The organism is Burkholderia sp. AcTa6-5 (assembly GCF_017815075.1).
Classification (GTDB): Bacteria; Pseudomonadota; Gammaproteobacteria; order Burkholderiales; family Burkholderiaceae; genus Burkholderia; species Burkholderia sola.
This window is the reverse complement of the sequence record NZ_JAGIQE010000007.1, coordinates 83,769-98,432: the sequence shown is the minus strand read 5'-3', so window position 1 is coordinate 98,432 and position 14,664 is coordinate 83,769. Positions and strand designations below refer to the sequence as shown.

Annotated in this window: 15 protein-coding genes; 2 read left to right on the top strand and 13 right to left on the bottom strand. The window is 68.0% G+C overall.

All coding sequences use genetic code 11. The annotated features are described in order from the left end of the window. Positions 1-22: 22 nt before the first annotated feature. The 13 genes from J8I33_RS11890 to J8I33_RS11830 all read right to left on the bottom strand — a co-directional run bounded on the left by J8I33_RS11890 (position 23) and on the right by J8I33_RS11830 (position 10,985). On the bottom strand, positions 23-1,390 hold the full coding sequence (locus J8I33_RS11890) for a CpaF family protein (protein ID WP_050015323.1): 1,368 nt from the start codon (positions 1,388-1,390) through the stop codon (positions 23-25). Positions 1,391-1,408: 18 nt separating this feature from the next. Then, entirely contained in the window at positions 1,409-2,617 is a 1,209-nt protein-coding gene (locus tag J8I33_RS11885; RefSeq protein WP_050015325.1) for an AAA family ATPase, read from the bottom strand. Between the two features lie 22 nt (positions 2,618-2,639). Further along, the gene (locus tag J8I33_RS11880; protein WP_124592669.1) at positions 2,640-3,083 is read right to left on the bottom strand and encodes a TadE family protein; all 444 of its coding nucleotides are present in this window, start codon (positions 3,081-3,083) and stop codon (positions 2,640-2,642) included. Then, the gene (locus J8I33_RS11875) at positions 3,080-3,613 is read right to left on the bottom strand and encodes a TadE/TadG family type IV pilus assembly protein (RefSeq protein ID WP_069619953.1); all 534 of its coding nucleotides are present in this window, start codon (positions 3,611-3,613) and stop codon (positions 3,080-3,082) included. The genes J8I33_RS11880 and J8I33_RS11875 overlap by 4 nt, the downstream gene beginning before the upstream one ends. A gap of 13 nt (positions 3,614-3,626) precedes the next feature. Beyond that, on the bottom strand, positions 3,627-4,898 hold the full coding sequence (locus tag J8I33_RS11870) for a TadE/TadG family type IV pilus assembly protein (RefSeq protein ID WP_209924275.1): 1,272 nt from the start codon (positions 4,896-4,898) through the stop codon (positions 3,627-3,629). A 25-nt stretch (positions 4,899-4,923) separates the two neighbouring features. Continuing rightward, entirely contained in the window at positions 4,924-5,220 is a 297-nt protein-coding gene (locus J8I33_RS11865) for a hypothetical protein (RefSeq protein ID WP_124592666.1), read from the bottom strand. A 20-nt stretch (positions 5,221-5,240) separates the two neighbouring features. Continuing rightward, the gene (locus tag J8I33_RS11860; protein ID WP_209935758.1) at positions 5,241-7,172 is read right to left on the bottom strand and encodes a type II and III secretion system protein family protein; all 1,932 of its coding nucleotides are present in this window, start codon (positions 7,170-7,172) and stop codon (positions 5,241-5,243) included. A gap of 104 nt (positions 7,173-7,276) precedes the next feature. Continuing rightward, positions 7,277-8,116: a Flp pilus assembly protein CpaB gene (cpaB, locus tag J8I33_RS11855; RefSeq protein ID WP_124592664.1), complete on the bottom strand. Its 840-nt coding sequence runs from the start codon at positions 8,114-8,116 to the stop codon at positions 7,277-7,279. 35 nt (positions 8,117-8,151) lie between these two features. Beyond that, a complete protein-coding gene (locus J8I33_RS11850; RefSeq protein ID WP_124592663.1) occupies positions 8,152-9,552 on the bottom strand; it encodes an ATP-binding protein in 1,401 nt (466 codons plus the stop codon). 43 nt (positions 9,553-9,595) lie between these two features. After that, positions 9,596-10,135, bottom strand: a complete 540-nt coding sequence (locus J8I33_RS11845) for a prepilin peptidase (RefSeq protein ID WP_124637523.1) — start codon at positions 10,133-10,135, stop codon at positions 9,596-9,598. A gap of 28 nt (positions 10,136-10,163) precedes the next feature. After that, complete coding sequence (locus J8I33_RS11840; RefSeq protein ID WP_124555503.1) at positions 10,164-10,370, bottom strand: Flp family type IVb pilin; 207 nt, start codon at positions 10,368-10,370, stop codon at positions 10,164-10,166. 83 nt (positions 10,371-10,453) lie between these two features. Further along, positions 10,454-10,645: a Flp family type IVb pilin gene (locus tag J8I33_RS11835; protein WP_050015343.1), complete on the bottom strand. Its 192-nt coding sequence runs from the start codon at positions 10,643-10,645 to the stop codon at positions 10,454-10,456. 148 nt (positions 10,646-10,793) lie between these two features. Further along, complete coding sequence (locus J8I33_RS11830) at positions 10,794-10,985, bottom strand: Flp family type IVb pilin (protein ID WP_069619945.1); 192 nt, start codon at positions 10,983-10,985, stop codon at positions 10,794-10,796. Positions 10,986-12,034: 1,049 nt separating this feature from the next. Between J8I33_RS11830 and J8I33_RS11825 the strand changes: the two genes are divergently transcribed. Then, entirely contained in the window at positions 12,035-13,273 is a 1,239-nt protein-coding gene (locus tag J8I33_RS11825; RefSeq protein ID WP_209935753.1) for a glycosyltransferase family 87 protein, read from the top strand. Further along, a complete protein-coding gene (locus J8I33_RS11820; RefSeq protein WP_209935747.1) occupies positions 13,270-14,649 on the top strand; it encodes a glycosyltransferase family 87 protein in 1,380 nt (459 codons plus the stop codon). The genes J8I33_RS11825 and J8I33_RS11820 overlap by 4 nt, the downstream gene beginning before the upstream one ends. The last annotated feature ends 15 nt before the right edge of the window (positions 14,650-14,664 follow it).

Genomic DNA, 14,664 nt, shown 5'->3' with positions numbered 1-14,664 from the left:
GGCAGCACAGGACGCCCTGGCGTCAGTCCGCCTCGTACCGCATGGACGGGTCGTACAGCGAATCCGGCAGGTTGATGCCGAACGCCTGCAGCCGCTCGACGAACTTCGGCCGCACGCCGGTCGCGCAGAAGTGGCCGCGCACCGCGCCGTCGCGGTCCACGCCCGTGCGCTTGAACGTGAAGATCTCCTGCATGTTGATGATGTCGCCTTCCATCCCGGTCAGTTCCTGGATGCTGATGATCTTGCGCTTGCCGTCCGTGAGCCGCGCCGCCTGCACGACCACCGAGATCGCCGACGCGATCTGCTGACGCATCGTCTTCGGCGGCAGCGTCAGGCCGGACACGCTGACCATGTTCTCGAGCCGCGTCAGCGCGTCGCGCGGCGTGTTCGCGTGGATCGTCGCGAGCGAGCCTTCGTGGCCGGTATTCATCGCGTTGAGCATGTCGAGCGCTTCGGCGCCGCGCACTTCGCCGAGGATGATCCGGTCCGGGCGCATCCGCAGCGCGTTGCGCACCAGCGTGCGCTGCGTGATCTCGCCCTTGCCCTCGATGTTCGGCGGGCGCGTTTCGAGCCGCAGCACGTGCGGCTGCTGCAGTTGCAGTTCGGCCGCGTCCTCGATCGTCACGATCCGCTCGTTGCGCGGAATGAAGCCGGACAGGATGTTGAGCAGCGTCGTCTTGCCGCTGCCGGTGCCGCCCGACACCAGCACGTTGACCTTCGCGCGCGACAGCGCGTCGAGCAGCTCGGCCATCGGCGGCGTCAGGCTGTGGTAGCGCACGAGGTCGTCCATCTTCAGCGGGTTGACCGCGAAACGCCGGATCGACATCAGCGGCCCGTCGATCGCGGACGGCGGGATGATCGCGTTCACGCGCGACCCGTCCGGCAGCCGCGCGTCGACCATCGGGCTCGATTCGTCGATGCGGCGCCCGACGCGCGACACGATCTTCTCGATCACCTTCATCAGGTGCGCATCGTCGTAGAACGTCACGTCGGTCAGTTCGAGCTGCCCGCAGCGCTCGACGTAGACCTGCCGGTACGTGTTCACGAGGATGTCGGAAATGCCGGGGTCGCGCAGCAACGCTTCGAGCGGGCCGAAGCCGAACATCTCGTCGTACACGTCGATCGCGAGCTGGCGCCGCTCGATGTCGTTCGCCGGCATCCGCTCCTCGTCGAGGATGCGTGCGATCAGCGAGCCGATCTCCATGCGGACCTGGTCCTGATGCAGTCGCGACAGGCGCTCGAGCTCGACGCGCTCGAGCACGGCCAGGTGAATTTCGCGGCGCAGCTTCTGGTATGCGTCGCGCACCGACGAATGCGCCGGGCCGACCGGTTCGCCGCCCGCCGCCGCCGGCTGGGCCCGATGCAAGGACATCTGTTCGCGCAATGACATGATGGTTCCCCGTAAGAATTACATCGACTTGAGCTTCGGCGTGGCCTTGCGGCCGAACAGCCGGGACATCAACGGCTCGCTGTGCGTCGCGCTGCGTCCCGCGCGCACCTCGCCGTCGACGAGTTGTTTCGCATGGCCCTGCAACGCCCGTGCGACCGCCGAGCCGCGCGCGAGCCGCGACACCGGATGGCCCTGGTTGATCGCTTCGAGCACGGTGTCGGCGTCGTCGGGAATCGTGCAGGCCGCCTGCAGCCCGAGCACTTCCTCGAGCGCGGTGCGGGTCCGCTCGCTCGCGCGCGTCGCGCGGTTCACGATCAGCCGCAACTGGTCGGTCGAATAGCCGAGCGACACGAGGATCTCCAGCAGCCGGCGGCCGGCGCGCACGTGCGGCATCGCCGGCTGCAGCACGAGCTGGATCTGGTCGCTGCGATCGAGCGCGACCATCGACAGCGGGTTGATGCCGACGCCGACGTCGAAGATCACGAAGTCGTAGCGCGGCGCGGCGACGCCGAGAATCCATTCGAGCGCGTCCTCGCGCATCTCGGCGGCCTTGACCGGGTCGCCGGCGCCGGCCAGCACGTGGAAGTTTTCCGTCACGTGCGCGACGCTCGCGTCGAGAAACGCGCTGTCGAGCCGCTCGATCTGCGCGCACAGCTGCGGCAGCGTCGACGGCGGAGTTTCGTCGCTGACGAGGAACGCCGCGTCGGCGAACTGCTGGTTCAGGTCGATCAGCAGCACGCGGCGCTTGAAGCCCTCGGCGATCTCGAACGCGACGTTGCTGGCCGCGAAGCTCGTGCCGGCGCCGCCCTTGCACGACATGAACGACACGATGCGCGTGTCGTCGGTATCGCGCCGCGTGCTCTGCGCGGCGGCCCGCCCGAGCGCGTGGCCGAGCGCCTGCGGATCGAGCGGCCACTGCAGCACGTCGCGGGCGCCCGCACGCATCGCATCGAGCAGCACGTGCGGCGATGCGTCGGCCGTCACGAGGATGCAGGTCAGGCCCGCATGCGCGCGGCAGATGCGCTCGATCGCCGACAGCTCGAACGGCTCGAGCGACGCGCCGTCGACCAGCAGGATGTCGAACGCGTCGAGCCCGTCGGTGCGATGTTCGATCTGCGACGGGCGGCCGGTGGCGCGCGTCGTGCGATAGCGTCCGCAGTCGGCCACGAGACGCGCGATCTGCGAAAGCCGCGCGGTATCGTCGGAAGCTACGAGGATATTGATCATGTCGTGTGCCTCGTCTTGTCGATTAGTTGCAGGCGGAGCCGCCCGTCGCGGAATTCAGGCTTTCGCGCGGCAGCGTCGTCGTGAACGGCGGCATTTTCAGCGTGACGTTCATGAACGGAATCATGGTCTTGACGGTGACGTTCGTGACGCTCACCGTCACGAACGAACAGGTGTTGATGTCGCAACTCGACGGCGTGTAGTTAACCGAAACGTTCGCGTTCGACAGCAGCGGCATCAGCGATCGCACACGCTTCACGACGCCCGCGGCGTTCACGTCGCAGACCACCGCCGTGCGTGCGCCGAGGCGCACGGCCTCGCTCGCCGTGTTCCAGTAGAACAGCACGCGGCCGAACTCGAAGATGCCGATCAGCAGCATGATCAGCACCGTCGCGATCAGCGCGAATTCGACGATCGCCGCGCCGCGCTGCGCGCGCCGGCGGGACAGCGGAAAATGGCGCGCGTTCATGACACTTGCCTCATCACGGTGACGATGTTGCCGAAGGTGATCGACGGCAGCCCCGGGTACGCGGGAATCGGCTGGTACTTGTAGCCGCTGATCTTCACTTCGACGACGTTGATCGCGCCCGTGGCCGTGCCGCTTGCCGCGTTGTTGTTCGAATCGTAGGTCGGCAGGTTCGCGAACTGCGCCGGATCGGACGCATCGCTGCAGCCGGTCGTGTGCTGCGCGTCGCAGATCGTGACCATCGACGTCGTGAGCCCGGGCACCAGCTCGGTGCCCGACGTGCCGCACGTCGTGCTGCCGTAGACGACCAGGCACTGCGCCTGCGCCACCGGATACGCGCTGTCGGTCGGCAACCAGACCGACAGGTAGCGCGCCGCGTCGCGGGTCGCCTTGGTCAGCGTCTCGTACTGGTAGATCGCCCGGCCGAACTCGGCCACGCCGGTCGCCAGCATGATCATCGGCATCAGCACGAGCGCGAACTCGACGGCGACGGCGCCGCGGGTGCGCGAACGACGAATCGACGGCTTCTTCATGATCGTCTCTCCGCTATTGAACGAGCATCGGAACCTGGGTTCCGGACGCGCTGCCGCTGCCGGGCAAGCCGTGCGTCGCGCACGGGTTGTTGCCGGACACCGACGAGCCGAGGTATTCCAGATGCGCGACGATGGCGCCGCTGCCCGCGCTGAACGGGAGCGGATCGAGCATCAGCACGCAATCCCACTGCGTGACGTGCACCTTGCCGCTGGTGCCCTTCAGCGTCGAACAGTCGCCCTCCGGCGCGAGCGCGAGGCGCCGGTCGCTGCCGTAGGTCGCGTAGTTGCTCGCCGTCGCCGTGCCGTTGGTGGCGATGCCGCTGCCCGACGGCGGTGCGCCGTCGCCCTGGTAAGGCTTGAAGCTCGCGCGGTCGGCCACGAACTGCGTGTACGCGTCGCCCTTGATGCCCGGCGTTCCCGGCGGCCCGTAGTTCGGGCCGACATACGCGTAGCCGGTGAAGTCGGGCTGGCCGCTCGAACCATTCGCGCCGTTCGTATAGATGCCGAAGCGCGTGTTCCAGGCCCGCAGCGACGCCGACTTCAGGCCCGTGGTGGCCAGGTCCGGCGGGCTCGTGATGTTGCAGGTATTGCCCGACAGCTCGCTCGCGAGCGTCGTCTCGTTCGTCGAGCCGTCGAGCGCCGCCCAGCCGAAGTTGCCGGGCCCGTAGGTCGACGACGATCCGGACGGCGACGAGATCCAGTCGCCGACCTTGTAGGCCGGGTCGGACGGGCCGCGGCACACGAACACCGGAATCGCGCAGGTCGTCTGCCCGCCGCCGACGGTCGCGATCGCGCTCGCCGACACTTCCGCCGCATTCGCGAGCTTCGTGCCCGGCAGCACGTTCAGCACCTCGATGAACCAGTGCGCGATGTTGCTCAGCGTCGCGGTGCACTGCACGTACTTGACGCTCGCCGGATTCGTGACCGCGTTCTTCGCCAGGAACGGGTTGGTCAGCGAATCGCTGAACGTGACGTTCGCGTTCGTCGACATCTGCACCGACGTCTTCTGAAAAAACACGAAATTCAGGTGGCCGGCGGCGATGCCGTCGGCCTCGGCCACCGACAGGCTGATGGCCGAGGTCAGGTCGCGCGCGGCCGACAGCGCGCAGGCATCGGCGCTGTTCTGCAGTTCGCTGCGCGTGACGTACAGCTTGCCAAGATCCAGCGCGAGCCCGACGAACCCGATCATCACCGCCAGCGAGAGGCCGACGATGATCGCGACGGCACCGCGCTGGCGATGCAGGCTGCGACGCGTGACTTTCGGATAGCGGGCTGCGCGGTTCATGGCGTTCTCCCTGAGCATGCCGTCGTTATTGGGTAGCCTTGCCGATGCCGATCACGAACGCATTGGCAGGCGGCACGGTCTGCTTGAACGACTTGTCGTAGTTGTCGAGCGCGGCCGCGGCGGCGCTGCCGTCGACCCCCGGCGCCGACGCCGGATGTTCGCCGGCATGCGGGTCGATGATCTGGGCGTGCATCACGGTGCGGACCGAGTCGCCGAAGCGGCTGTCCCACACCGGGGTCGACGACATGCAGCCGGCAAGCGCGAACGCGAGCGGGGCGGCGAGCGCCGCGCGGCGCACGAATACGAGGTAGGCGGATTTCATGAGCTTCCCCTTGGATGGCTTCAACGATCGGTGGACTGGGGTTCCGCACCCGTACGCGCGATCTGCGCGTTGGGCGCCGCCGCGGTCCGGTGCTTGGTGCGCGCCGCCGGCTGGGCCGACGGTTCGGCGCCGGCGGCCGCAAGACGCGCGGCGGCGGCTTCGATGCGTGCGACGCGCGCCGCGGTGGCCGCATCGGGCTGCGGCGCGGCGGCCGCGACCGGCGCGGGCGCCTTCGGCGGCTCGGCCGGCACCGGTTGCTGCACGTCGGCTTGCGGCGCGCGCGGCGCGGGCAGCGCGGCCGGCACGACCGGTGCTTCCGATTTCGGCGCCGGAGCGGGTGCCGGCGCCTGGGCCGGTGTCTGCGGCGCGGCGGCCGCACCGTTCGCGGGCTGCATCGGCTGGGCGCCTGCCTTGCGCACGCCGCGGCGGCCTTCCATGTTGCCGGTCGCATACACGTCGATTTCGCTCGGCTTCGAGAAGCTGTCGGTCGGCAACGCGACGTCCGCCGTCTGCAGTGGCTTCACCAGGTGCGGCGTGATCAGGAAGATCAGCTCGGTGCGGTCCTGCTGGAACGACGTGCTGCGGAACAGCGCGCCGAGCACCGGCACTTCGCCGACGCCCGGGATCGCCTTCAGCGCGCCGGTCGCGTTGTCCTTGATCAGCCCGCCGATCGCGAACGATTCGCCGTCGCTCATCTGCACCGTCGTCGACGCCCGCCGCGTCGTGATCAGCGGCAGGATCGACGTGCCGCCGATGTTGGTCGCGCTCAGCGTGACGCCCGTCTGCGACAGCTCCGACACTTCCGGCGCGACCTTCAGGCTGATCCGGCCGTTGGCCAGCACCGTCGGCGTGAACTTCAGCGCGACGCCGAATTCCTCTTCCTGCAGCGTGATCGACGACGTGCCGTTGCCGCTGCTCTGCGGGATCGGGATGAAGATCTTGCCGCCCGCGAGGAACGTCGCTTCCTGGCCGCTGATCGTCACGAGGTTCGGCTCCGCGAGGATCTTCACGAGGTTGTCGGTGTTCTGCGCGTCGGCCGCGATGCTGAACGGCTTGTTGTTCGCCTTGTTGAAGATGGCGCCGCTCGCGACACCGGCAAGCAGGTTGCTGACCAGCGCGCCGCTCCACGAACCGAAGCCGCCCTGGATGTTGAACGCGCTGCCCATCTGGTTGATCAGCGTCTTCGACACCTCGGCCACCTTCACCTCGAGCATCACCTGCTGCGGCGACGTGACGTTCAGCATGTTGAGCACGCCGCCGCCCTGCTTGCCGCCGCCCGCGCCTTCGCCCGCGCTGTCGCCGTACGCATGGGCGATCTGCACGGCCTGCTGCGCGGCCTGCGAGCTCGACACGGTGCCGGCCAGCACGATCGTGCCGGCCGCGGTCGACACATGGATGTCGCGCTCGTTCGGCATCAGTTGCAGCAGCGACGCCTGCAGCCCGCCGGCGTCCGCGCCGACCGCGACGTCGATCACGCGGCATGCGCCGCTCCTGCCCTGCACGATCATGTTGGTCGTGCCGACCGCGAGCCCGAGGATGTACAGCGTCTGCGGCGACACCATCGTCGCCTGCGCGACGGCCGGATTGCCGATCGTCCGGTTGCGGACCGGCTCCGGCATCGGCACCAGCAGCGACTTGCCGAGCGGCACCGCGACGCTGGTCGATTCGCGCACGGCGCCGACGCAGTTCGGCCCGCGCAGCGGCCCCGCCGACGCGGCGGGCGCGGCGGCCGGCGCCGGCGTCATGCTGATCGTCATCTGCATCGGCCCCTTGCCGGCCGCGGCGGGCGCGCTGGCGCCGCCCTTGGTCAGCACCGCCGATTCGATGCCTTCCTGGGCGAGTGCGCCATATACGGTCAGCCATCCCGAACAGAGGATCGCGGCCATCATCGTGCCCCGTGCGACGCGTGTGCGCAGTGGGCCGGTACCTGTGCGTTGCGGTTTGATCTTCATTTCGTCTGATCCCCCGAGAGACCGGCGCCGTGCCGGTTATCGACTTCCAAGGCCGCCGCGCGTTGCCGGCGGCCGGTTTGTTTATCTGGCTGGTTGGTTTGGCTTCAGAAACACTCGACGCTGCCCTTCACGCCCGTCAGCACGCCGACGCAGTCGCGCCGCACTTCCGGCGCCGCATGCGACGCGACGTGCACACGGACCGGCCGCACCTGGACGGGCGCCGGCGCCGCTGCCGGTGCGGGCTCCTTGCCGAGCAGCGTCAGCTTGGTCGCGCCGCCGGTGGTCAGCGTCTTCTGGTCGACCTGGTTGCGCAGCACGAGCGACAGCGTGCCGACGCTGCGCGCGAGGTCGAGCCGTTCGGCCTGGTCGGGCGTGACTTCGAGCGTCACCGCGTTGACCACCTTCGGCGCCGTGTCGTCGCGGCTGACCTGCTGCGCGACGGCGAGCACGAGGATGTGCTCGAGCACGATCTTCGAGATGCTCTGCCCGTCGGTCTTGCCCTGCTGTTCCTGCGTGTTGACGATCACGTCGACGTAGTTGCCCGGCAGCGCGAAGCCCGCGACGCCGACCACGTCGTTCACGCGCACCGTGATCGCGCGGCTGCCGTCGGCGATCACCGCGGACAGCCCGCCCTTCGTGCCGACCGGCGCGAGCTTCGACTCGATCACCGGCTCGCCGCGCGCGAGGCTGGTGCGCACGACGCGCCCTTCCAGCGTTTTCGTATCGGTGAACGCGCCGGTCGGCACGCTGCCCGACGGCCAGCTCACCATGTGGATCTGGTTCGGCCCGAGCGGCTCGCCCAGGTTCAGGTCGGTGGTGGCCACCGCGACGGACGTGACCGAGCTCGTGGATGTCTGTACCAGCCAGCGGGACGCGAACACGACCGCGGCGAGACCCGCGATCATCGCGACGACCAGCATCATGAGCGCTCGACTGTTTTTCATGGCAATGCTCCTCGACGAATCGTGAAAGAAACGGCTCAACCGGTGATGAACGTGCGGCCTCCGCGCTCGACGGGCGGCGGATGGCTGCCGTCACGTTCGGGCGCCGAGCCGAAATAGCTCGCCCACGCGTCGTAAAGCGCGTCGTGCGTCACTTCGGGCGGATCGCCGCGATACCGCGCACCGGCGGCCACCAGGCGCAGCAGATCCACGGGGAAACAGGCAAGAAACGCCTTGCCGGTCGGAAAATGCAGCCGGTGCAGCAGGAAGTCGAACGCATCGCTCGCCGATACGAGCCCGAGCGACGTGCAGGCCGCGTCGTACACGGCGCGGTAGTGATCGATCGACATCGCGCCGACGTGCAGCTTCGAGCCGAGGCGGCGCATGAACGCGTCGTCGCAGAACTGCTCCGGCGCCAGGTTGCTCGAGAACACCGGCCATACGTCGAACGGCATCACGAAGCGGTTGCCGGATTCGAGCGTCATGAAATCGACGCCGCGATCGAGCGGACGTAGCCAGCGGTTGAGCAGGTCGCGCGGCTCGACGCGCTGGCGGCCGAGATCGTCGACGACGTACATGCCCATGTTCGCCTTCATGTGCGGCGGCGCCTGATAGAAGCCGGCCGCTTCGTCGCGGCGAAGATCGAGCTCGCCGAGCGTCAGTTCGCCGCCGGACATCACGACCGGCCGTTCGCACAGGCGCCAGCGACGGTCGACCGACTGGCCGCGGGCCTGCGACGCTGCGTCGACATGCAGGAGCGGGTCGTAGACCTGGATCACTTCGCCGGCCGCGCAGATCGCGTACGGGATCGGTACGCGACCATGCATCAGCGTGCCGAGCCGTTCGGCGAGGAAGGTCTTGCCGCTGCCGGCCGGGCCGTAGATCAGCAGCGGCCGGCCGGCGTTCAGCGCGGCAGCGGCGGAGTCGAGGATCGACGTGTCGATCACGACGCCTTCGAACGCCGCCCACACGTCGCTCTGGCCGATGTGCAGCTTGCGCACCGAATGCGCGGCCACGTTCGCGAGATACGCGTCGAGCGTGACCGGCGCGGGACCGCTGTAGCCGCTGCGTTCCCGTTCCTCGAGCGCGAGCACGCGGCCCGCGTCGGTCAGGCGAAACGTGACGTCGAGATCGGTCGCGCCGCGATGGGTCAGCTCGACGAGATGCTCGCGCACCAGGAACGCAAAGACGTCGTCGAGCACCGCGAGCGGCAGGCAGTGCCGCTCGACCAGGTCGCCGTACGACGGGCGGCCGAGCATCAGCGTCGACTTCAGCACGAGGCCGGCGACGAACGTCGTGCTCAGGCCGGTTTCCGCGAGCGTGCGCGGCGCCGCGGGCAGCTGCGCGCCCAGCTTCGTATGGATCTCCCGCGACGGCGGCGGATCGGGCAGGCGTGCCACCTGCGCGTCGCGTCTCGGTTCGGTGTGGTTCGTGTTCATGGTCGCTCCGTCCTCGTTGCGTCCTCGTTGCGGATCCGCCGCGCTATGCGCACGACGCGAACAGCATGCCCAGCGTGCCGACCGCGATCGCCACGCCGTACGGCAGCGTGCCGACCGACGCGATCTCGACGGGGCCGTCGTCGGCCTCGGCGCGCGCCGCTCGCGAGCGCCGCACGATCAGCGTGCGCACGTTCGCCCACATCTGGCGCATTCGCCCGCGCAGCAGCGCGTAGGCGATGGCGCCGATCCCGCCGGCCACGAACGTGGCCAGCACGATGTAAAACGTCATTTCCGCGCCGACCCATGCGCCGATCGCGAGCATCAGCTTCACGTCGCCCGCCGCCATGCCGCGCAACAGGTAGAACGGCAGCAGCAGGCCGAAGCCGGTCGCGGCTCCGGCGAGCCATCCGAGCGCGCCGGCCAGCACGCCGTGCAGCAGGCACTGCGCAACCAGCGCGCCGGCCAGGCCGAGCAACACGAGGCGGTTCGGAATGCGACGGCTGGCGATGTCCGTACTGGCCGCGGCGATCGCGAGCAGCGTCACGCACAACGGAACCGGGTAAGGCGGCGCAACGGGAAACATGGCGAACCTCGCGTATCGAATCGGTGGATCAGGAAACCATGGACAACGCGGTGGTCAAGGCGGCGCTCACGGCCGCGGCGATCATCTCGTACGTATCGACGAGCGAGCCCTTCAGCGTGACGACGCTGCCCAGTACCGCGACGGCGAACATCGACGCGAGCAATGCATATTCGATCGACGTCACACCCCGTTCGTCGGCGATCCAGCGACGGGCGACACGCGCGAAGGCTTGCATGATGGTCTCCGGTTTCCGGTTGATCGGGATGGCCGCGGACGGCTCGAATGCTGCACCAGCCGAGCCGCCCGCGGCGCGGTGCATCAGATGCCTGCAACCGCCGAATCGAGGTCGGCCGCGATCGTGCTGAACACGGTCTTGAGGTCCTTCCCGATGGTCGACAGCGCGGCGATGATGCCGATGGCGATCAGCGCGGCGATCAGGCCGTATTCGATGGCGGTCACGCCGTCTTCGTCGCGAATGAAACGGCCGGCTTGTTGAATGAACTTGGACATGGTGTTCTCCTTGCGTGGTGACTTTCAAAACCCTCGCGCACCGGCTGGTCGGACGACCGTGCATCGATACGTCGAGGAATGTCGTTGATGCCGTGTGGCGCCGACGAACGATTCGAACGATCGGACAAACCGTTCGTCGTACCGTCCATCAGAGGCCTGCTACCGCCGAGTCCAGATCCGCGGCGATCGTGCTGAACACGGTCTTCAGATCCGTACCGACCGTCGCCAGCGCGGCGACGATGCCGATTGCGATCAGCGCGGCGATCAGGCCGTATTCAATGGCCGTCACGCCGTCCTGATCCTGGACGAACCACGCAACCTTTTCGATGATTCTTGACATGAGCACTCTCCTTTCGGACTGCTATGAAATACCCTTCGTCGGTCAGGACGTCGGGGGTGGGCACCACCGGCACTACGCTAGAAATCGGAAGCCGACGATCAGTCGCGGAAACGGGGCGGACTACCGCGGTTCGTACGAACGGGTATCGGCGAGACGGAGCATGAGAGACGCGTGTACGGTCCGACCGGCCGGATGAATCGGGCAGGTCGAGCGACCGGAACGGCACGACGGCCGTTCGACGCATGGAATCCGGTTGAACGGGAGAGGAACTCCCGGCAAAGCTGCAATGTGTCTTTAACGCGGCTTGCGATCCGCGATGTGCTGTGGTCGTTCATTTTTATTCCCCATGTACTGCCATGCCGATTTCTTATTGCCCGGAAGCTGCCAGGTCTGGTGGGTCGTTCGACGACGGTTCCCGCGGTTGATGGCGCTGGAGCTGCGTGTTCCCCGACGCGCTCCGGACCATCCTTGCCGCAGGCGATTCGCGAGCCGGTTCCGCTGCCTGTTGCCTGAACCGCCCGCTCGCCACGTCGTCGACTGCCGTGCCAACGCTTACGCAAAGAGCGGACCATCCCGGGCGGAATCGAGGCGTACCAAGGGTTCCGGCGATCCGCTCGCCTGCCCGTCAAACGCCCGGCTGCCGAAATGTTTCAACTTTGATATATGCGGGTCGGGCGCATGCAGCCGGCATGAAACCCCGTCATCGCGCTGCACAAAGGGCCAAAAAAATTTTCTCGGGATTTTCCCGAACGCCGCGCGTTGCCCGAGCGTCGCGGGTTCGGCGGCATGCCCGGTCGGTAAAAATCACGGAATGTTTCAGGCCAGAAACACGAATCCCGGCGGCGGCGTTTTCTCATACCAGAAATGGCGGTTTTCGCCCGAATCGCTGAACACATTCAATGCCGTCCGGCCGTGCCTGGTTTGCATCACGCGTTTTTTTCTTCAACAATGAATTCACGGACAACGCCATTTCAGAGCGATCGATCCGCAGGCACGACAACATCGAACGGCCGCGACAGACCACGCGGCCACACCACAGACGGGGCATCATGTACACAGCCAATCGTGGAACGCGCGATCGCGCAATACGCTGTGCTCAATGGCTGACGGCCGACCGGATCATTCCGTACAGCTGCATCATGCTGGCGCTCTTCGTTGCGCTGCTGATCGTCTGGGGTGTCGTGACCGACGGCTTCACGTCGAACGCCACCGCCCGCCCCGGCACCGACTTCTCTGTCTTCTGGACCGCATCGCATCTCGTGTTGCAAGGCCACGCCGCGGCGGCCTACGACACGTCGTCATTCCTGCAGGCCGAGTTCGCGCACTTCGGTGCGTATCTGCAAAACCGGCCGCTTCCCTGGCTCTATCCGCCGACGATGCTGCTGTTCATCGCTCCGGTTGCCCTCGTGCCTTTCCTGCCCGCTTACTTCCTCTTTTTCGCGGGCAGTCTTTTATGCTACGCGTTCGCCGTCTCGCGGTTGTCGGGGCTGCGCGCGCATCTTCCCGTGCCGCGCGCCGCGGCGCTCGTCGTCGTCGCGTATTCGGCCGTGTGCATGTCCGCGCTGTTCGGCCAGAACAGCATCCTGACCGCCGGCCTCGCCGCGCTCGCGCTGCATCTGCTCGGCAAGCGTCCGGTCGTGGCGGGCGTGCTGATCGGGCTGCTCGCGATCAAGCCGCAACTCGCGGTCGTGTTCCCGTTCGTGCTGATCGCGACGCGCGCATGGCGCACCTTCGCGGCGGCCGGGCTCAGCGCGACGCTGTTCGCGGCCGCCGGCGTCGCACTGGCCGGCCCCGCCGCGCTGCACGGGTTGAGTCATGCGATGTCGACGGTGCGCGAGCAGCACTTCATGCTCGCGTCGTACTGGCTCGCGTCGCCGACGCCGTTCGCCGCGCTGCGGCTGGCGGGCGCGCCGGTGGCGGCCGCGCTGGCCGCGCAGGCGGCGGTCGCGTTCGTCGCACTCGCCGCGGCCGTCGACGTATGGCGCCGCACGCGCGACATGCGACTGCGCGGCGCGGTGCTGGCGGTCGCCACGCTGCTGACGACGCCGTACCTGTGGAACTACGAACTGACGTGGCTCGGCATCGCGGTCTTCTGCCTGATCGCGCACGGTCTCGACGAAGGCTGGCTGCCCGGCGACCAGGGCATCCTCGTGCTGGCGTGGCTGCTGCCCATCTTCGAAATGCTGAACCGGCTGATGAAGCTGCCGCAGATCGGGCCGGTCGTGCTGCTCGCGGTGCTGTTCGTGGTGGTGCGCCGCACGGCGCTTGCCTCGCGGAGCGCACGATGAAAACGCCATCGTTCGCCCGCCACGCGCACTCGGCCGCCGACATGCATCCGGAACTCCCGATCGCCGGCCCGCGCCGCCATCCGCACTGGCTCAACCGCGATCGCGTACGGCTCTATGCCGCCGGCGTGCTGTTGACGGAGCTGCTGTTCATCGTCATCTACCTGATCCGCGTGCACCTGTCGCACGACGGCGCGCTGGAGCCGCTGTCGCAGGATTTCTCGCCGGTCTGGAGCGCCGCATGGCTCGCCGCGCACGGACGTGGCGCCGACGCGTGGCATTACTCCACGCTGTTCGCGGTGCAACAACTCGCCATCCCGACGATGACCCTCGCGGACGGCACGCTGCCGTGGCTCTATCCGCCGACGATGCTGCTGCTCGTGCTGCCGCTCGGCTGGCTGCCGTACACGCTGGCGCTCGTGCTGTGGCTCGCGATCACGTATGCGCCGTTCGCCGCGGCGATGCGCGCGACCGTGCAGCGCGACGCCGCGTGGCTGTGCGCGCTTGCGTTCCCCGGCGCGTTCCTCACGGTGATCGTCGGGCAGACGAGCCTCTTCACCGCGACGCTCGCCGCGTTCGGCCTGCTCGCGCTGAACCGCCGCCCCGTCTGCGCCGGCATCTGTTTCGGGTTGCTGACGATGAAGCCGCAGCTCGCGGTGCTGTTCCCGCTCGCGCTGCTGTGTGCCGGCCAATGGCGCGCGCTGGGCGCATGGGCCGCGACGATCGCCGTCGGCGCGCTGCTCGCGACGCTCGCGTTCGGCGTCGGCCCATGGATCGCGTTCATCCAGTTGATCGCCCACGTCTATACGATCGTCGGCACCGGCCACGCGAAGCTCGCGCGCATGCCGACCATGTTCGCGCTGGCGACGATGGCCGGCTGGCCCGCGCTCGTCGCGCGCGGCCTTCAATTGCTGTCGGCGGCGGGCGCGGCGATTGCGGTCGTCTATGCGTGGCGCGGCGCGTGTTCGTACGCGCTGCGCGCCGCGACCCTCGCATGCGCATGCCTGCTCGTCAGCCCCTATCTGTACGACTACGACCTGACGTGGTACGGCATCGTGATCGCGTGGTACGCACGCTATGCGTGGACGCACGGCTGGCGGCGCTTCGATCGCGAATGGCTGATGCTGCTGTGGCCGATGCCGCTCGCGAGCCTCGCGATCGTCCCGCATCTGTCGTTCCAGTTCATGCCGCTCGTGACGCTCGCGTCGCTCGCACTGCTCGTCGGCCGGATCGCCCAGGAAAGACGCGACGTGCCGTCGATGCCCGACGCGCGCGACATCTCGACCGAGACCGAATTCGCGCACCCGGTCCGACCGCACCACCGCCCGGCGCACGGCATGCGCCGCACCGGCCGCCTGACGCTCGGCGCCCACCGGTAAAACGACATCACAAGG